Here is a 17,731-nt window from a genome sequence, read left to right as displayed (position 1 = left end):
GAAGGCTTCCAGACGACAGAAGCTAACTGGGAGGATACGCCGACATGGCCTTTTCTACAGCCTCCCTTATCGCGTCGGCACGCTCACTCTGACTGCCCCGATTGCCAGTTTCTGCACTGGCGCTCCACACCGGCTGGCTTGTGCCCGCATCGAACAGATCCACTCTCACCACTACGACCTGTTCCTGATACGTGCGCACGATCGGCACCGTGTTGTACATGCCGTAACCATTACCGTAACGGTTGTAGCCGCCATAACCACCGCCGTAATAACCGTAGTCGTCCCGAACCTGGCGCAAACGGGTTTCCAGGTGCAGATTGGCGCTGACAAACAGGTCCGCCGGGCGGTTGTTATCGTGCAACGGGCGCAAGCCGCGCTGATCGAGGGCGTTGCTGACCGCTTCGGCGACCTGGGCCGAGTCCGCCCAGGCACTGCCCGGTGGCAGTTGACCGTTGAGCCAGGCCCAACTGCGATAGCGCCCATAGTCACGCGGCGGTGCCGGGTAGGCGCTGCGGTCGAAGGTGTTGGCCGCCTGGGGCGGTGCGGGTGGCAAGGGGTTGGAGGTCGCCACATAAGGGTTGCTGCCCTGGCAGGCCGCCAACCCGAGACAGATCACCAGTAACCCTGAACAACTTTTCATGTTGCGCTCCGATCAGACCGGCCGACAGATCCAGTGCAAATAGCGTCCAAGCCCGGCAAAACTTGGATGACGACGGTGGGCCAGCTCCATTTCGAGCAAGTCCACGAGTTCGGCGCGGGCCTGGAATTCCACCGGCATGTAGTCGTGGAAAACCCGCACCCCACTCTGGGTTTCGACCTGCCACAGGCCCTCAAGTTGCGCCGCCAGTTCACGTGGATCAAGGGGCTGCTGCGGGGTCAGGCTCTGTTTTTCGCCGGCCATGTCGTTCTTGCGCATCTTGCGGAAATGGCCTTTGAGCAAGTTGCGGTAGATCAGCGCGTCGCGGTTGTAGAAGGCCAGGGAGAGCCAGCCGTCCTGTTTGGTCAACTGATGCAGCACCGGCAGGATCGCGTGGGGTTCGGCCAGCCATTCCAGCACGGCGTGGCACAGCACCAGGTCATAGGGCTCGGTGAGTTGACCGAGCAATTCCTGCCACGGAGCCTGAATGAACGTGGCGCTCTGCCCGGCGTCGGCGAAACGCTGGCGGGCGCCTTCGAGCATCGGTTCGGCGGGTTCGGCCAGCGTGACATCATGACCACGCTGGGCCAGCCACAACGACATGTGGCCCAGGCCCGCGCCGATATCCAACACGCGCAGCGGCCGGTCCGGCAGGGTTTCGGCCAGGTCGGCCTGAAGCACCGCCAGGCGGATCGCACCTTTGGCGCCGCCGTAGATTTTTTCGGCAAACCGGGTCGCCAGTTGATCGAAATGACGATCGCTCATCAGCTGAACCTCCGTTCGCTGTCAGCGAGTTTGTTGCGCACCACGTCATTCATGTCCAGCCCCAACTCGCTGCACAACAGCAGTAGATAGAGCACGATGTCGCCAATTTCCTGCCCGGCGTGGGCCAGTTTGTCCGCCGGCAACTGGCGCGACTGGTCTTCGGTCAGCCACTGGAAAATCTCCACCAGCTCGGACATTTCCACGCTCGCGGCCATGGCCAGGTTTTTCGGGCTGTGAAATTGCCGCCAGTCGTTGCGGTCACGGATGGCGTGCAGGCGTTCGGTCAGTTCAACAAGGTTCATCGGGCTCTCCTGAAGGCGTATAGCTTCGGGGGGATGGCCGAGGATGGCAAGTGGGTGATTTTGTATGGGAGCGACGGTGCGGCGATCCGACCTGCTCACGATAGCGGCCTCAAATTCAACATCAATGTTGCCTGACAGATCGCCATCGCGAGCAGGCTCGCTCCCACAGGGGCTATGCAACCCTCTATGCTTGTGGGGAACTCGCCAGCGCAATCCATGGCCCAAGGCTCAAGTCCGGCAAGCATGCCTCCACTTACATCAGGACGTTCACGACATGCAGGTAGAAAGTTTTTTCGAATGGCTCGGCCAGGCACTCGGTTCGGTCATCCGCTTTATCGTTGATGGTCTCAGCGGCTTGTTCAACCTGTTGAGCCATGCCGGCAGCAATTTTGTCGAAGGCTTGTCCCGTGCGCTGGGGATGGATACGTCGATCATCAGCATCATTGCGCTGATCCTGGGGTTGATGCTGCTGTGGTCGGCGATCCGGGCGTTCATGAATGCGTCGATCATCATGGGGATTATCTGGTTGGTGTTGGGCCTTTGGTTGCTGAGCTGGATCATCCACTGACACCACCCATCCCTGTGGGAGCGAGCTTGCTCGCGATAGCGTCGACACATCCGGCATTATCTTGACTGACGCACCGCTATCGCGAGCAAGCTCGCTCCCACAATGGATCGCTGCAGATTCCGAATGTATCGCTACAATGCCCGCTCCCCAAGGAGCCTGCATGTCCAACCTGATTGCCGATTGGCGCGACCGCCCTACCCATCGTCGGGTCTGGGCGCTGGCCGCGCCGATGATTCTTTCGAACATTTCCGTTCCGCTGGTGGCACTGGTCGACAGTACCGTCATCGGCCACCTGCCCCACGCCCATCAGTTGGGCGCCGTCGCGGTCGGGGCCAGCCTGTATACCTTTCTGGCCTGGGGCATGGGTTTTCTGCGCATGGGCACCACCGGTTTCGCCGCCCAGGCCGCCGGGCGCGGGGATGGCGCGGCGTTGCGGCAGATTCTGTTGCAGGGCTTGTTGCTGGCGATGGGGCTGGCGATTGTCCTGGGCGCATTGGGCGTCCCGTTGAGCGGCGTCGCGCTGCACTTCATGCAACCCTCCGCCGAGCTTGACCAACTCACCCGCGAGTTTTTCCACACACGGCTATTCGGCCTGCCGGCGGCGCTGGCCAGTTATGCGCTGGTCGGCTGGTTCCTGGGCACCCAGAACGCCCGGGCGCCACTGGCGATTCTGCTGAGCACCAACCTGGTGAACATCGCGCTGAACCTGTGGTTCGTACTCGGATTGGACTGGGGCGTGGTCGGTGCGGCCCGGGCGTCGGTGATCGCGGAATGGATCGGTGCGTTGATCGGCCTGCTGATGACTCGCAAAGCCCTGCGTGCCTATCCCGGCCACATCGCCTGGGCCGCACTGGCGCTGTGGCAGAGCTGGCGGCCATTGCTGGCCGTCAACCGCGACATTTTCATCCGCAGCCTGGCGCTGCAATCGGTGTTTTTCCTGATCACCGTACAGGGCGCGCGACTCGGTGATGCCACCGTCGCGGCCAACGCACTGCTGCTCAACGGCTTGCTGCTGACCGCCCACGCGCTGGATGGCTTGGCCCATGCCGTGGAAGCCCTGTGCGGGCACGCCATTGGTGCTCGCGATCGAGAGGCGCTGCGTCGCTCATTGGTGGTTGCCTGCGGCTGGTCGCTGCTGGCGAGTCTGGGCTTTGCCGTGCTGTTCGCCTTCGCCGGGCATTTGTTCATCGAGATGCAGACCGACATTCAGAGCGTGCGCGACACCGCGTTCATCTACCTGCCCTACCTCGCCGTGCTGCCGCTGATTGCCGTCTGGAGTTACCTGCTCGACGGGCTGTTCATCGGCGCCACGCGTGCCCGGGAAATGCGCAACGGCATGCTGTTGACGGTCGTTCTGCTGCTGCCGTTCGCCTGGGCACTGCAAGGTTTGGGCAACCATGGGCTGTGGATAACGTTCCTGTTGTTCATGGCGTTGCGTAGCCTGACCCTCGGCGCTTTCGCCTGGTACTTGCGCAAGAACGACGGCTGGTTTGCGGGCAAAGCTCACTGAGTCGGCGTGGCTCTGATGAAGGCGGTGACCGCATCCAGCACCGGCGCCAAACCCCGCATGGGCCGAGACAACGTCGCCACCAGCGTGGCGTGGCCGGTGCGGGCAAAATAGAAGTCCTGAACCGGCACTCCGGCCTGGCGTAATTTGCGCGCCAGGCCACCGGTGTTGCGCGTCGGGTTGACCACCTCATCGTCGCGCGAAGCCATCAACAAGGCGGGCGGTGCGCCTCGACTGACGTGGTTGATGGGCTGCGACTGGGGCGGTGAATCAGGCCAGAAGAATACCGGCCGCACATCCGGATTCTGGATAGGCAGAAAATCATAAGGCCCGGCCAGACCGATCCAGCCGCTCAGATCGTGCGGCGACATCCCCACCGCTCTCAGCAAACCGGGGTCCAGCGCCAGCATGGCGACGTTATAAGCCCCGGAGCTGTGACCCATCAGGTACAGCCGCTGCGGGTTACCGGAAAATTGCCGAATGTGTTCGTGAGTCCAGGCCACGGCTTTGGCGCCATCCTCGAGGAACAATGGATAGCGCACCTGTGGATACAGCCGATAGTCCGCCAGCACCGCAACAACCCCTCGCGACGCCAGAGCCTCGCCGACAAAACCGTAATCACTGCGTGAACCGCTGTTCCAGCTGCCGCCGTAGAAAAACACCACCACCGGGGCGCTCTCTACAGAATGACGAGGCACATACACATCGAGTTTCTGCCGCGGATCATCGCCATAGGCAATCCCCTCGGTCTTGTCGAACGTGCTGTCGGGGGTCAGGGCATTGAGCATTTTCAACGGTGAACACGCCGTCATCATGGCCAGCAAAAAAACGCCCATGACCAGACCGAACAGCCAGCGGATTTTACTCGCCATCAATGTCGAACCTCGTGTTCAGGGTTAATCGTTCTGCCACAGGTTGCGCAGGCTATCGAGACGCTCCTGCTGGGTTGCTCCCGGCAATGGCTGCACGGGCGTAGCCCTTGGGTACTGCAAGCGTAGCCATAACCAGCCATCGAGCACCGGGCGTTCGCTGAAACCCAGCGCCAGCCCTTCCTGCACGAGGGCCCACAGATTGTTGTAGTCGGTCCCGGTGGACCGGCTCCAATGCCAGACGTGCTGTTCAAGCAAGCAGGTTTGCAAGGTGTCGCGCTGACGCGGCGACAGGTTTTCTTCGATGGCCAACGGGCTGACGGCAAGCCCCGGATTGAACAGCTGCTGCCACCCCTGACTGCCGATAGCCCGGTCGGCCCAGGTTCCGCCGAACCAGCGCAACTGAGTGATCGGCCCCATCCAGCGACTCAGTTCCAGGGCATCGCAGGCATCAAAAAAGTAACTGGCGGTGTGGGGGTTGTAGTAACTCAACAACGCACGGTGATGCAGGCCAAAGGTGACGGTCAGCATGCGACGCAAATGCTCGAGCAACTGCGACGGCGAAGCCTCACTGACCAGTAACAAACCGCTCCAGAGGTGCGGTTCGCGCAGGCACAGTTCGGCCAGCGCCGGGCAGCCCTTGAGGTCGACCAACACCGGCCCGTGCTCGCGTAACGGCTGCAACTCGGTGTTATCGAACAGCCAGAACCGCCGGGCCTGCGCAAACTGATGGATCAGCCTCGCGCCAGCCCGGGGCGTCCCCGGTACGTCGAGCAACAACCATTGCGCGACTGAGTCGGGCGCCTGGGCGACGATCATGCCGCACCGCTCTGGCCAAGCCTTGTCGCGGCCCGGCAGGTGCAAAAGGCTTGCGCGCAATGGCTGAAACTACCCCCGCCAGGCAACAGACACAGCAGCACGATCGGTTCGCTCGATTGCAACAAACGCAGTAATCCGTCGCCAGCAGTGTCGGCATCTGTTGTCGCGGTGGCTGGAAGTTCGGGCAAGCCTGACGCTTGGTGGAAAGAAGGGCCGGGAAGAAACCCGGTGATTAACGGTTGATCCGGATCCCCTTCGATAAAGCTCACCAGCACCTGCGCGCCTTCTCTCAACGGCATGGCATGCGCACCGCCCAATTCCGGCGCCAATGGCAGCCAGCAGTGGCTGGGCGCAGCGCCTTCGCCCTGATAGACCCAGTCAAATTGCACGGCAACCGGCCTTGATGAATCGGGTTGCGGCTCATCGACATCGACCACCCACGCCCGCTGCAGGCTGTGCATCCGGGGGATCATGATCGAATGAGGCGCCGCGAGCGGTAACGCCCCGGCAACAGCGCGGATCTGGTTGCCATAAGCACCCCCCGGCGTCTGCCCGCCCTGATGCTCGACATGGATCAGTAGCCAGAGACGGTTCCAGTCCGTACACGGATGGCCGGACAGTAGAACCCGCTGGCCGCTGCGCAACGTGGCCAGGTTCGTCTGACCTTCGCCAGTCTGCATGTTGCATTGAACCTTGAACTGCCGCACGCCAGGCTGTTCGGTGTCGGGCTCAAAGACCATCTCGGCTTCCCGCTGAAAGGGGCCAGGCCCGTCACCAAAGACCAGACAGTGCCCGCGCCGACGATGCTCAAAGTGATAATGAAGCCGTTCCTGGGCACACAGGCGCTGGAGGAACTGCAGATCCGATTCCCGGTACTGCGTACAGAAATCACGCGGCGGGTAATCGCCGCTCAAGTCAAAGCGCCGATCCTTACCGGTAATGCCATGCTCCTTGAGCACCTGGGTGAGGATCTCGGGCACGGAAAGGTTGCTGAAGATGCGCTGGCTGAAACGCTGGGCCAGGCAGGCCAGTTTCGGCTTCAGGCGCACACGGCAAAGCCTGGGCGCAGCACCATGACCCGCCTGGACGAGCTCATGCAACTGCCCGTGAAAACCGGTCCCCGGCGGCCCGAAATGCAAAAAGGCCGGACGGTACAGCAGGCTTGCCAGGTCCAGTGTCGGGTCATCGATCAGCAGGTCCACGTCAAACACGAAGGGTTCGCTGATCGCTTCACTGCCGGTAAAGGCCAAGACCTCAACGGGGCCGGGCAGACCCTCTACATCCAGACGAAATGACGGCTCGTTGACTGGATCGAACATCGGCGATTCTCTACAGGAGGGGCGGCCGGGGATTCTCTCCGAGAGAGTTGGCCGAGTAGAGAGCCGAAGTACAACTTAGGAAATGACCTACGTGAAAAGAGGACCACATCGCTTGGATAGCGAGGATGTGAGTCATTTCGCTTGAAATCAGGGAAGTGTCCCACCAGGTCATCTGAAATTTCCGCAGCACGCGGAACATTTTCCGACAACCTGATGAGACCTGTGCCTTACCTCAAGAAGACAGGTAAGACGAACGGGTCAGGCCCAGGCGCAGCGCGTCGAGGAACTGGGTGCGCTCGGCGGCAGTGATGCGCGCACTCGCGCACTTGTCGCGGTAGTGGGTCATCAGTTCTTCTGGCGACAAGTGCACGTAACGCAGCATGTCTTCGATGGTGTCGTGGGTTTCGATACCCGCGTGGTACACGCTACCGTCGGCGTTCTGGTAGATGTTCACCGAGTCGGTGTCACCAAACAGGTTGTGCATGTCGCCGAGAATTTCCTGGTAGGCACCGACCAGGAAGATGCCCAGCAGGTAGTCCTCGCCTTCGTTCAAACCGTGAACCGGCAAGCTGGTTTCGATGCTCTGCTCGTCGACGTATTGCTTGATCTTGCCGTCGGAGTCGCAGGTCAGATCCTGTAGCACGGCGCGGCGCAGCGGCTCTTCGTCGAGGCGGTGCAACGGCAGAATCGGCAGGACCTGGCCGATGGCCCAGGTGTCCGGCAGGCTCTGGAACACCGAGAAGTTGCAGATGTACTTGTCGGCCAGCTTGTCGTTGAGTTCGTCGAGCACTTGGCGATGTGAACGCTGACGCGCCTTCAATGAGTTGTGCAGGCGACGGCAAACGGCGAAGTAGCATTGCTCGGCCAGGGCTTTCTCGGCCAGGGTCAGCTTGCCATCGGCGTACTGGGTCGCGATGTCGCTCATGTAGTGCGTGGCGCGCCAGTAGGTTTCGGTGACCATCTCGATGTCGGTCGGGCCCAACAGGTCAACCAACCACTGTACGGTTTCCGGCAGCTCTTCCTTGTTATCGATCTTCGGCACGTCGTCGTTGTGCTTCTCGACGTCGGTCACTTGCACCACCAGCATGGCGTGGTGAGCGGTCAGGGAACGGCCGCTTTCGGAGAAGATGTTCGGGTGCGGCAGGCTCTGCGCGTCGCAGAATTCCTTGAGCATCCCGACAACCACACCGGCGTAATCGTCCATGTCGTAGTTGATGGAGCTGGCATTGCGCGAGTGCGTACCGTCGTAGTCGACGCCCAGACCGCCACCGACGTCGATGTGGTCAACCGGCAAGCCGAGGTTGCGCAGTTCGCCGTAGTACCGAATCGCTTCCTTGAAGCCGTGCTGGTAGTCCGCCAGGTTGGCGATCTGCGAGCCCATGTGGAAGTGCAGCAGGCGAATGCCCTGATCCAGGCCGGCCGCGCGGAAGCGCTCGACCACCGACAGCAACTGCGCCGCCGACAGACCGAACTTGGATTTCTCGCCGCCGGTGTCGGCCCACTTCGACGAAGCGAGGGACGACAGGCGCACGCGCAGGCCGACCTGAGGCTTGACCTTCAGCGAGGCGGCTTCTTCGATCACCAGCTCAACTTCGGATTCTTTCTCGATCACGATGAACACGTTGTGGCCCAGCTTCTGGCCCATCAGCGCCAGTCGGATGAACTCGCGGTCCTTGTAACCGTTGCAAACGATGGTGCCGCCCTTCGGTGCCAGGGCCAATACGGCCAGCAACTCAGGCTTGGAGCCGGCTTCAAGACCAATGGACACGTCTTGGGTGGCAATGATGTTTTCGATTACCGCTTCCTGCTGGTTCACCTTGATCGGGTACAGAGCGGTGTATTTGCTCTGGTATTCCAGGCGCTCGATGTTGGCATCGAAGGCGCCGGTCAGCTGACGCACGCGGTCTTGGAGGATGTCAGGAAAACGTACCAGCAACGGCAAGGACAGGCCGCTTTTGCGCAGCTGGTCGACTTGCTCGAAGAGGTCGATAGGCGAACTGGTCGGACCGTTCGGACGAACTTCGACGCGACCGGCGTCATTGATCGCGAAATACCCGGCCCCCCAATGGCGAATCCCGTAAACACTGCGGCTGTCCGCAACTGTCCATTGGCTGCCATCGTCTTTGCGTGTGCGTCTTACGGACATTGAAGTCCCCTATAAAGAAGTCATAGAGCGTCGCCTGGGTTCAGGCCGGCGCAGTCTAAAGAATGAAAATGACGATTAGCCTGCATGCAAGGGCCATAGACCTCACATTCAGCACTGAGTTTAGAAACCGGTCAGAACAGGCTCTGTGAAAACCATGTAGACGACGCCAGGCCAGAGTTGAGTCGGGACTGGATCAAGCCGAGGGTGGTTTTCACAGAGGCTGCTAGCCGCCGGATTTCTTCGCTTTGAAACCCAGCTTGATCAGTTCAGCCAAGAGTAGCTCGACATGATCGCCCTGGATTTCGATGATTGCGTCTTTCAACGCTCCCCCGGTGCCACAGCGTTTCTTCAACGTGGTGGCCAGGTCCTTGAGCGCTTCTTCCGCCAACGGCACGCCGGTGATGGTGGTCACCGTCTTGCCGCCACGCCCCTTGCTTTCGCGACGTACGCGAGCGATGCCGTCGCCGGCAGGGATAACGGTCTGTTTGCAGATACAGGCGTCCACCGGTTGACTGCAATCCGGGCAATGACGACCTGCGTCGGTGGAAAATACCAGGCCACCAAGGGCGGCGAAGGATGCGGCTTTTTTGGCCACCGGCAATCCTCTTGGGAGGACAAAGACTGGTCGCGGCAACTCGGGAAGCTGCCATCGACCGCGAAGCCCCACTCAGGCAGGGGCAGCGCTACTGAGCCAGGTAACGCTGGTTCAGTTTGAAAAGGTCGCGCAGTGTAACGGCAAAAAGCCGACTTGCTAAGAGCCAATCGGCGCCAATTTACAGCTCTTTTGCGACGTCCTCGCCACGGGCGCGCAGATAGCGCTTCAACGCGGCCAGCGAGTCCGGGCAATAAGGCTTTTGCTGGATTTCCAGCAGGACCTGATCGATGGGGAGGAAGCGCGCTTCCAGCACCTCTTCCGGTTGCAGGATCAAGGGGCCGTCCCACACCGCCGAAAACGCCGAACACCAGAGACGGTTGCCGGTGTCCTCGAAGAAGAAGTGATCGTGGGCGCTCAGTTCCACACCGCTCACACCCAGCTCTTCTTCCAGTTCACGTGCAGCCGATTCGGCATACGTTTCGGTGGCGAGCACCATGCCGCCCGCCGCCACATCCCAGTAGCCGGGGTAAATGGCTTTGCTCAGGGTTCGACGGTGAACGCACAGTTCACCGGCCGAATTGAACAGCATGATGTAGGTGCCGCGCCCGATCAGCCCGCGTTCGCGCAGGTCGGAACGGACCAGGGCGCCAAGCAGGTTGTCCTGCTCGTCGACCCAGGCGATGTGTTCGGCATCCGAGGCCGCGCGATGGGCGGCCTCTTTGGCGGTATCGACCATGACTCAGCCCTGATTGAGCAATTGACGCAGATCGATCACTGCGGCGTTGGCCCGGGAGATGTAATTGGCCATGACCAGCGAGTGGTTGGCCAGCACACCGAAGCCGCTGCCATTGAGGATCATCGGGCTCCAGACCGGCTCTTGCGAAGCTTCCAGCTCACGAATGATCTGACGCACGCTGACCGTGGCGTTCTTCTTGGCCAGCACATCGGCGAAGTCGACTTCGATGGAGCGCAGCAAGTGCGACAGCGCCCAGGCCTGGCCGCGGGCTTCGTAGAACACGTTGTCGATCTGCATCCACGGGGTTTCGACGATTTCTTCATCGACCTGCGGCACCTGACCCGGGGCCAGGACTTCGGTTTTCAGAGCAGTGTTGAGCTTGACCCGGCCCACGCTGGCCGACAGCCGTTGCGACAGCGAACCCAAACGGGTACCGACATCGCCCAGCCAGTTATTCAGGTTGTCGGCGCGAGCATAGAACAGCGCACTTTTCTGACTTGGGTCGGACAGTCGCGCCTGGTAACGACTCAGGGAATTGATGCCTTCCTGGTACTCGGACTCACTGGAGGGCAGCACCCAGCTCTTGTTGTCGAAGTTGAAACGCGGCTCGGCCTTGGCCAGGTCGGCGTCTTCGGTGGACTGCGACTGAGAACGCGCGAAGTCTTTACGCAGTGCTCGACTCAGGTCGCGGACCTGGACCAGCACGCCGTATTCCCAGCTCGGCGTGTTGTCCATCCACAGGCCCGGCGGGAAACGGTCGTTGGAAATATAGCCACCCGGCTTGCTCAGCAACGTACCGGCGACAGTCTTGAGGGTTTCCACCGTGGTGTACCCGATGACCATCTGCTTGCCTTCTTTCTCGGCCGCCACTTGCGCATTCTGTTGAACCGGGAACAGCGCAGGCTCTTGGCTCCAATACCAGCCCAGCCCGATCGCCACCAGCAGGTAAAGGCCAATCAGCGTGGCCAGCGCCCGGCTGAACAACAGGCCGCCGACGTAACTGCGGGTGGCCGATTTCGGTTCAGCGGCACGTTCAGGCGCGCTGCCCGCGCGATTCTTCCAGTCCAGCATGGCGATATCCTTTCAATCACTTGAGTTCATCGGTTCGACCACAACCCTACGCCATCGTGCCTCGTTTGCCGCGCATTAAATCCGGCGGGAAACAGCGGGACTTACAATGACCGCGATCAGGGGCCACTATAAATGAAGCGCAGCGGCGAGCCTATGCGACCAACCAGTCAGAAACTGAATGAGGCCGCTTTGCAGATTATTGACACACGACGCTCATGGGATTGAAAAGAGGTGCTAGCATAGAGCCACCAGTCGATCTCAGCATGCACCCTAACTAGTAGTCAGGATATGACCGAGCCAGAAGACCCCAGCCGTGAGCGCCTCAAGCACCACTTTGCCCAGCGGGTAATTCATCAGGCACGTCAGATTCTTGAGATATGGCAGCGCCTGCAACGCAGCGAGTGGTCCACCACCGATTTATCGGAACTGAGCGAGGCCAACCTGCGCCTGCTGCGGTTTGCCGAACGTTTCGAGCAGCCGGAACACACGCAACTGGCGCGCCACATCGGCCAGTCGCTGGAGGCTGTCGACGCCAATCGCGGACGCCTGAGCAGCGGCCTGATCACCGACCTCAATCGCTTGATGCAGCGCCTGTCGCGTACCGGCCTGCGCCACGGCGACCAGCTCGAACAAACCTTCCTGCCGCCGTTGCGCAAGCCGATCTACGTGATGTTGCAGGATCACGACCGCGCCGAGCGCCTGGCCAAGCAACTGGAATTTTTCGGGCTCAGCGCCCAATCCCTGGACAGCGTTGCGGCGTTTCGCTCCTCGATGATCGAGCGCTTGCCCGCAGCGATCGTCATGGACGTGGACTTCAGTGGGACCGGCATCGGCCTGAAACTGGCCGCCGAAGCCCAGGTCGGACTGGACGAGCCTTTACCGCTGCTGTTCTTCAGCTTGCTCGAAACCGACACCCCGACCCGCCTCGCCGCCGTGCGCGCCGGTGGCCAGGAATTTCTCACCGGCACCCTCGAAGCCTCGAGCCTGCTGGAGAAGATCGAAGTCCTGACCTGTGTCGCCCAGTACGAACCTTATAAAGTGCTGATCATCGACGACTCCCGCGCCCAGGCCTTGCACACCGAGCGCCTGTTGAACAGCGCCGGGATCGTCACGCGCACCTTGATCGACCCGATTCAGGCCATGGCCGAACTGGCGGACTTTCAGCCGGACCTGATCATCCTCGACATGTACATGCCGACCTGCACCGGCACGGAGCTGGCCAAGGTGATCCGGCACAACGACCGCTACGTCAGCGTACCGATCATTTACTTGTCGGCCGAAGACGATCTGGACAAGCAACTCGACGCCATGAGTGAAGGCGGCGACGACTTCCTGACCAAGCCGATCAAGCCGCGGCACCTGATTACCACCGTGCGCAACCGCGCAGCGCGGGCACGCAATCTGAAAGCGCGGATGGTCCGCGACAGCCTGACCGGTTTGTACAACCACACCCACATCCTGCAATTGCTCGAAGACTGCAGCTTCCGCGCCCGCCGCGAGAGCAAGCCGTTGAGTTTTGCGATGCTCGACATCGACCACTTCAAACGGGTCAACGACAGCCACGGCCATCCCATGGGTGATCGGGTCATCAAGAGTCTGGCGCTGTTTCTCAAGCAGCGGTTGCGCAAAACCGACTTCATCGGCCGCTACGGTGGCGAGGAATTCGCCATTGTCATGCCGGACACCGATCTCGAATCGGCGCACAAAGTGCTCGATGAGATCCGTCAGCGGTTTGCCGAAATCCACTACCCGGCCCAGCCCCAGGATTTGTGGTGCACGTTCAGCGCCGGGGTGGTGGAGCTGTGCGAACACTCCGACAGCCTGATGATGGCCAGCCAGGCCGACGAAGCGCTGTACCGCGCCAAGGACGGTGGACGCAACCGCGTGCAGGCTGCGCGGACGTCAAAGCAAAGTGCCACTTTTTCATCGGAATGGACCCATTCGGTCATAACCCTGTAACAGAAACGCAATAACTTCAGGCGCTTACCATTCTGCCGTTGGTAGACCCGCGATGCGCCTGAAGCTGCTGACCAATCTCAACACCCTCCTTTTAGTCGCCGTGTGCGTAGCCCTTGGCGCGACGCTCTGGTGGTCGCAAAAAGCCCTCGAGCGCCCCTATCTGCTGATGGAGCGCTACCTCGGCTTGTCCCAGCAATTTCAAAATGAAGTGGCGCGCAACGTCGAGGATTACCTCGCCAGCGGCGATGCCCTGCGCCTGAGCAGCGCCAGCCAGGCCATCGACAGCCTGCAAAAGGAACTCGGTGAGTTGCCCCCAGCCCTGGCCGACACCTTGCGCCCGAGCCTGTCGAACCTGAGTGAATTCAGCAAGACCGACCTGCTGGCTGCCGGCAAACTTGCCGGTGATCCTCAAGCGTTGCTGCTGCAAGCTGAACGCGAACTCGGCGCCAGTCTCGACCAACTCAGCCAATACGCCAACGGCAACCCGGCGTACCTCGCGCCCTTGCTCTCCGCGTCCCAGCATTTGGGCAAGCTGTCGCTGGCCCGGGATAAGCTGGTCAGCAGCGGTCGCAGTGAACTGGCCGCCGATGTCGAGCGCGAAGTCGCCAGCATTCGTGCGCAGGCTGAGCTGATCGGCGCCTTGCCGCTGCTCGGGGTGGCCGCCAGCAGCGAATCCGGCACCGATGATTTCGCGGCGATGATGGGGTTGGAGAACACCGAAAAAACCGTCGCCGAAGATGCCGGCGTCGGCCTCAAACGGGAACTCAACAGCCTGCTGACGCGTTACCCCGCTGAACTGGCGCGCACTCGCGAGCAGATCCAGAAACGCACCGACCTCAGCACCGCGACGCACCTGAAAATCGCCGACGTGCAGCAGGCCATTGCCGGCCTGGAGCCGGTGGTCCGCGCCCAACATGGGCAGATTCAGGGCGAAGTGCGCTTGATGCAAGGCGTGATGATCGGCCTGATTCTGCTGATCGCCTTGTTGATCGACACCTTGCAACGAAAACTGGCCCGGACACTGACCAACCTCGCCCCGGCCCTGTCGACCTGGGCCGAAGGCGACTTCAGCCAGGACATTCAACTGGGCAAGACCAATCGCGAACTGCACGACATTGAAGCCTCGCTCAATCGCTTGCGTGCGTATCTGGTGGACCTGGTCGGGACTATTCGTCTCAATGCCGAACAGGTCGCCGGCAGTAGCCGCACCCTGGCCGAATTAAGCAACGACTTGCACAGCGGCGCCGAACACCAGGCGGGCGACACCGCGCTGATCCGCGATTCTCTGGGTGAACTGGAAGCAACGATTCAACAAGTCGCCGGCGATGCCAGCCAGGCCGCCGACGCCAGTCGTCACGCCGGACTGGCGGTCGAGCACGGGCAGAAAGTCATCGGCCTGAGCCTCACCGGCCTGCATGCGTTGGTGGGTGAAGTGCAAGGCAATGCGCAGATGATCGAGCACCTGGCTGAAGAATCGGCAACCATCGGCGGCGTGCTGACGGTGATCCGCTCGATTGCCGACCAGACCAACCTGCTGGCCCTGAACGCCGCCATCGAAGCCGCCCGCGCCGGGGAAATGGGTCGCGGGTTTGCGGTGGTGGCGGAGGAGGTTCGCTCACTGGCGCAACGCACCGCCGGGGCCACGGCAGAGATCCAGACCTTGATCGCCGGCCTGCAAACCGCCGCGCGGCAATCGGTGGAAGGCATGCGCGCGCAGGTCGAACACGCCGAAGCCACGGCCAATCAGGCGCAAGCGGCCGACGGTGCACTGGATAAAATCGTCGGGGCGATCCAGACCATTTCCGACACTGCCGTGCGCATTGCCGATGTCACTGCGCAGCAGAGTGGTGCCGTCAGTGAGATCCGCGATCACAGCGAGCGGATTCACCAATTGGGTGGGGATAACTTGTTGCGTATTGGTGAGGGGCGCGTGCAAGGGGAGAACTTGTTGGTGTTAGGTGGGCGACTGCATACAGCCGTTCAGGCTTTCCGGGTCTGACACACCGCCATGCCTCGCTCCTACAGGGGCGGGGCAATCCGCGCGACTGTCCGCTATCATGCCCCCAATTCCGATACGCGAGATTGTCATGCGCCGTTTGCTCTGCCTGCTGCTTTTAGTGCTCGCCCTGCCGGCAAACGCCGCCGGGTTGCTGGAGAGTCGACCCAGTTCCACGTTGGGCTCGATCAACAACAGCGCCGACTTCCTGCCGGTGCGCGAGGCATTTCAGCTGAGCCTGGTCGACAGCACGCCGCAATCGATCAAGCTGCGATTTGTCGCCACAGAAGGCTACTACCTCTACCGGCACCGCTTTCAGTTTCGCGCCGAACCGGCTGAGGTTGGCCTTGGCGCGGCGCAATTGCCCCAGGGCGAACAAAAGCACGATGAATACTTCGGCGACGTCGAGGTCTATCACGGCGTGCTCGACGTGGAAGTGCCGCGCACCGATCCCCGCGCCTTCACGCTGGCCGTGACCTATCAGGGCTGCGCGGACAAAGGCCTGTGTTATCCGCCCGAAACCGAACGACTGAACATTGATGGCATTGGCGCACCGACGCCCGCCACGGCCCAGAGCTGGAGCTGGAGCTGGCGCGAGCTCGCCTTGTTCTTTCTCGCGGGTCTGGGCTTGACCTTCACCCCGTGCGTGTTGCCGATGCTACCGATCCTCTCCGGCGTGGTATTGCGCGGCCAGGTCGGTGGGTTACGCGGTTTCAATCTGTCGCTCGCTTATGTGCTGCCCATGGCCGCCTGCTTCGCCCTGCTGGGGGCGTTGATGGGGATGTTCGGCGCCCAGCTCAACCTTCAGGCACGCCTGCAATCGGCGTGGGTGCTGGTGCCGTTCGCGATGTTTTTTGCGGTGTTTGCCCTGGCGATGTTCGGCGTGTTTGAACTCAAGTTGCCACAGGCCATCAGCAGTCGCCTGGACCGGATCGCCGGGCGCACCGAAGGCGGTTCGCTATGGGGCGCCGCGGTCCTGGGCGTGGTGTCCAGCCTGCTGGTTTCGCCCTGCGTGTCGGCGCCGCTGGCCGGTGCGCTGCTTTACATCAGCGCCAGCGGCGATGCGCTGGGGGGTGGATTGAAACTGTTCATGCTCGGCCTCGGCATGGGCGCGCCGTTGTTACTCGTGGCCACCGGCGGCGCAGCCTGGCTGCCGAAAAGCGGGCCGTGGCTGGTCTATGTGAAAAATGCGATTGGCGTGTTGTTGCTGGGATTGGCAATCGGGCTGGTCAGTCGCGTATTGCCGGGGCAAATCACCTTGCTGCTGATCGGTTTGCTGGCCGGCGGTGTCGGCTTGTTCATGGGCGCGCTGGAATTCGTCTACAAACCGCCGCGAAAACGCCTCGGCCAACTGCTCGGGATGTTTCTGCTGTTTTACGCACTGGCCTGTTGGTTCGGGGCGTTCAGCGGGCAGACCGACCCGTTCAACCCGATTGGCCAACCGCGCATCATTGCCGGCACCGAACAGCCGCAAAACACCAGCGCCTGGCAAACCATCAGCACCCCGGCCGACCTTGATCGCACCCTCGCCGAGGCCAAATCCGCCGGCACTCCGCTGCTGCTCGACTGGTACGCCGACTGGTGCATCAGCTGCAAAGTCATCGAACGCGAAGTGCTCAACAACGCCACCGTCATCGAACGCCTGAAAGGCTATCGCCTCGTGCGTTTCGACATCACCGCCAGCAATGCCGAACAACGCGCCTTGCTCGATCGCTACAAATTGTTCGGCCCTCCGGCCCTGATGTTTTTCGGCAAGGACGGTGTCGAACACGCCGATGTGCGAGTGATCGGCGAGATCAACGCAGCAGACTTCGCCGAACGTGTTGCGAAAGCAAATGACCGGATTTAACAACCCGGTCACATATTTCGCGCAAACATCGGCCATCGTGCTGGCTTTTGCATAGAACTGGACAGTCACAAAGGCTTTGCGGCATAGTCGCCGAGTTCTGATAACTGCACACAGATAACAAGGAACAGCAGATGGCGACGCTATTGGTTCTGCACGGACCCAACCTGAACTTGCTCGGCACCCGCGAACCGGGCACCTATGGCGCTACGACACTGGCGCAGATCAACCAGGACCTGGAACGCCGTGCCCGTGAATCCGGCCACCATTTGCTGTACCTGCAAAGCAACGCCGAGTACGAATTGATTGACCGCATCCACGCTGCGAAAGGCGAAGGTGTGGACTTCATTCTGATCAACCCAGCAGCTTTTACGCACACAAGTGTCGCATTACGTGACGCGCTGCTGGCGGTGAGCATCCCATTCATCGAAGTGCATTTGTCTAACGTGCACAAACGCGAACCTTTCCGCCATCACTCTTACTTCTCCGACGTAGCGGTGGGAGTGATCTGCGGCCTTGGCGCCAGCGGTTATCGACTGGCCCTGGAGGCCGCCCTGGAACAGCTTGAACAACAAGCTATACGCCCCTGACCGACC

General features: G+C 61.3%; 16 protein-coding genes. 6 read left to right on the top strand and 10 right to left on the bottom strand.

Annotated elements, in window-relative coordinates; genetic code table 11:
* Nucleotides 1-22: 22 nt before the first annotated feature.
* From K0F88_RS02470 to K0F88_RS02460, 3 genes are read right to left on the bottom strand one after another with little or no spacing between them, the layout of a single operon-like run.
* Nucleotides 23-640: a DUF4136 domain-containing protein gene (locus K0F88_RS02470; protein WP_094469303.1), complete on the bottom strand. Its 618-nt coding sequence runs from the start codon at nucleotides 638-640 to the stop codon at nucleotides 23-25.
* Between the two features lie 12 nt (nucleotides 641-652).
* Complete coding sequence (locus tag K0F88_RS02465) at nucleotides 653-1,402, bottom strand: methyltransferase domain-containing protein (RefSeq protein WP_172792125.1); 750 nt, start codon at nucleotides 1,400-1,402, stop codon at nucleotides 653-655.
* Nucleotides 1,402-1,704, bottom strand: a complete 303-nt coding sequence (locus tag K0F88_RS02460) for a MazG-like family protein (RefSeq protein ID WP_094469305.1) — start codon at nucleotides 1,702-1,704, stop codon at nucleotides 1,402-1,404. The genes K0F88_RS02465 and K0F88_RS02460 overlap by 1 nt, the downstream gene beginning before the upstream one ends.
* A 274-nt stretch (nucleotides 1,705-1,978) precedes the next feature.
* Between K0F88_RS02460 and K0F88_RS02455 the strand changes: the two genes are divergently transcribed.
* Entirely contained in the window at nucleotides 1,979-2,272 is a 294-nt protein-coding gene (locus K0F88_RS02455; RefSeq protein ID WP_010463857.1) for a hypothetical protein, read from the top strand.
* 160 nt (nucleotides 2,273-2,432) lie between these two features.
* Nucleotides 2,433-3,782, top strand: a complete 1,350-nt coding sequence (locus tag K0F88_RS02450) for an MATE family efflux transporter (protein ID WP_219093802.1) — start codon at nucleotides 2,433-2,435, stop codon at nucleotides 3,780-3,782.
* On the opposite strand, the gene K0F88_RS02445 is transcribed toward K0F88_RS02450, so the two are convergent.
* From K0F88_RS02445 to K0F88_RS02415, 7 genes are all read right to left on the bottom strand, one after another.
* A complete protein-coding gene (locus tag K0F88_RS02445) occupies nucleotides 3,776-4,651 on the bottom strand; it encodes an alpha/beta hydrolase (protein ID WP_094469307.1) in 876 nt (291 codons plus the stop codon). The two genes, K0F88_RS02450 and K0F88_RS02445, sit on opposite strands and share 7 nt — an antisense overlap.
* A gap of 24 nt (nucleotides 4,652-4,675) precedes the next feature.
* Complete coding sequence (locus K0F88_RS02440) at nucleotides 4,676-5,467, bottom strand: DUF4123 domain-containing protein (RefSeq protein WP_094469308.1); 792 nt, start codon at nucleotides 5,465-5,467, stop codon at nucleotides 4,676-4,678.
* The gene (locus tag K0F88_RS02435) at nucleotides 5,464-6,786 is read right to left on the bottom strand and encodes a type VI secretion system Vgr family protein (RefSeq protein ID WP_094469309.1); all 1,323 of its coding nucleotides are present in this window, start codon (nucleotides 6,784-6,786) and stop codon (nucleotides 5,464-5,466) included. Before K0F88_RS02435 ends, K0F88_RS02440 begins: the two co-directional genes overlap by 4 nt.
* 232 nt (nucleotides 6,787-7,018) lie before the next feature.
* The gene (speA, locus tag K0F88_RS02430; RefSeq protein ID WP_219093800.1) at nucleotides 7,019-8,932 is read right to left on the bottom strand and encodes an arginine decarboxylase; all 1,914 of its coding nucleotides are present in this window, start codon (nucleotides 8,930-8,932) and stop codon (nucleotides 7,019-7,021) included.
* A gap of 223 nt (nucleotides 8,933-9,155) precedes the next feature.
* On the bottom strand, nucleotides 9,156-9,527 hold the full coding sequence (locus K0F88_RS02425; protein ID WP_219093798.1) for a translation initiation factor Sui1: 372 nt from the start codon (nucleotides 9,525-9,527) through the stop codon (nucleotides 9,156-9,158).
* A 178-nt stretch (nucleotides 9,528-9,705) separates the two neighbouring features.
* A complete protein-coding gene (locus K0F88_RS02420; RefSeq protein ID WP_094469312.1) occupies nucleotides 9,706-10,263 on the bottom strand; it encodes an NUDIX hydrolase in 558 nt (185 codons plus the stop codon).
* Nucleotides 10,264-10,266: 3 nt separating this feature from the next.
* Nucleotides 10,267-11,334: a DUF2333 family protein gene (locus K0F88_RS02415; protein ID WP_219093796.1), complete on the bottom strand. Its 1,068-nt coding sequence runs from the start codon at nucleotides 11,332-11,334 to the stop codon at nucleotides 10,267-10,269.
* Nucleotides 11,335-11,622: 288 nt separating this feature from the next.
* On the opposite strand from K0F88_RS02415, the gene gcbA reads away from it, so the two are divergent.
* The 4 genes from gcbA to aroQ all read left to right on the top strand — a co-directional run bounded on the left by gcbA (nucleotide 11,623) and on the right by aroQ (nucleotide 17,725).
* Nucleotides 11,623-13,293: a diguanylate cyclase GcbA gene (gene gcbA, locus K0F88_RS02410; RefSeq protein ID WP_219093793.1), complete on the top strand. Its 1,671-nt coding sequence runs from the start codon at nucleotides 11,623-11,625 to the stop codon at nucleotides 13,291-13,293.
* 52 nt (nucleotides 13,294-13,345) lie between these two features.
* Nucleotides 13,346-15,292 carry a methyl-accepting chemotaxis protein gene (locus K0F88_RS02405; RefSeq protein WP_219093791.1) on the top strand — a complete coding sequence of 649 codons (1,947 nt, stop codon included), beginning with the start codon at nucleotides 13,346-13,348 and terminating at the stop codon, nucleotides 15,290-15,292.
* 88 nt (nucleotides 15,293-15,380) lie between these two features.
* Nucleotides 15,381-17,138, top strand: a complete 1,758-nt coding sequence (locus K0F88_RS02400; RefSeq protein ID WP_094469316.1) for a protein-disulfide reductase DsbD — start codon at nucleotides 15,381-15,383, stop codon at nucleotides 17,136-17,138.
* 131 nt (nucleotides 17,139-17,269) lie between these two features.
* Complete coding sequence (gene aroQ, locus K0F88_RS02395; protein WP_219093789.1) at nucleotides 17,270-17,725, top strand: type II 3-dehydroquinate dehydratase; 456 nt, start codon at nucleotides 17,270-17,272, stop codon at nucleotides 17,723-17,725.
* The last annotated feature ends 6 nt before the right edge of the window (nucleotides 17,726-17,731 follow it).

It is taken from the genome of Pseudomonas sp. UMAB-40, from assembly GCF_900095275.1.
Classification (GTDB): domain Bacteria; phylum Pseudomonadota; class Gammaproteobacteria; order Pseudomonadales; family Pseudomonadaceae; genus Aquipseudomonas; species Aquipseudomonas mandelii_B.
The sequence above is the reverse complement of the archived record's forward strand: the minus strand, read 5'-3'. Positions and strand labels throughout refer to the sequence as shown.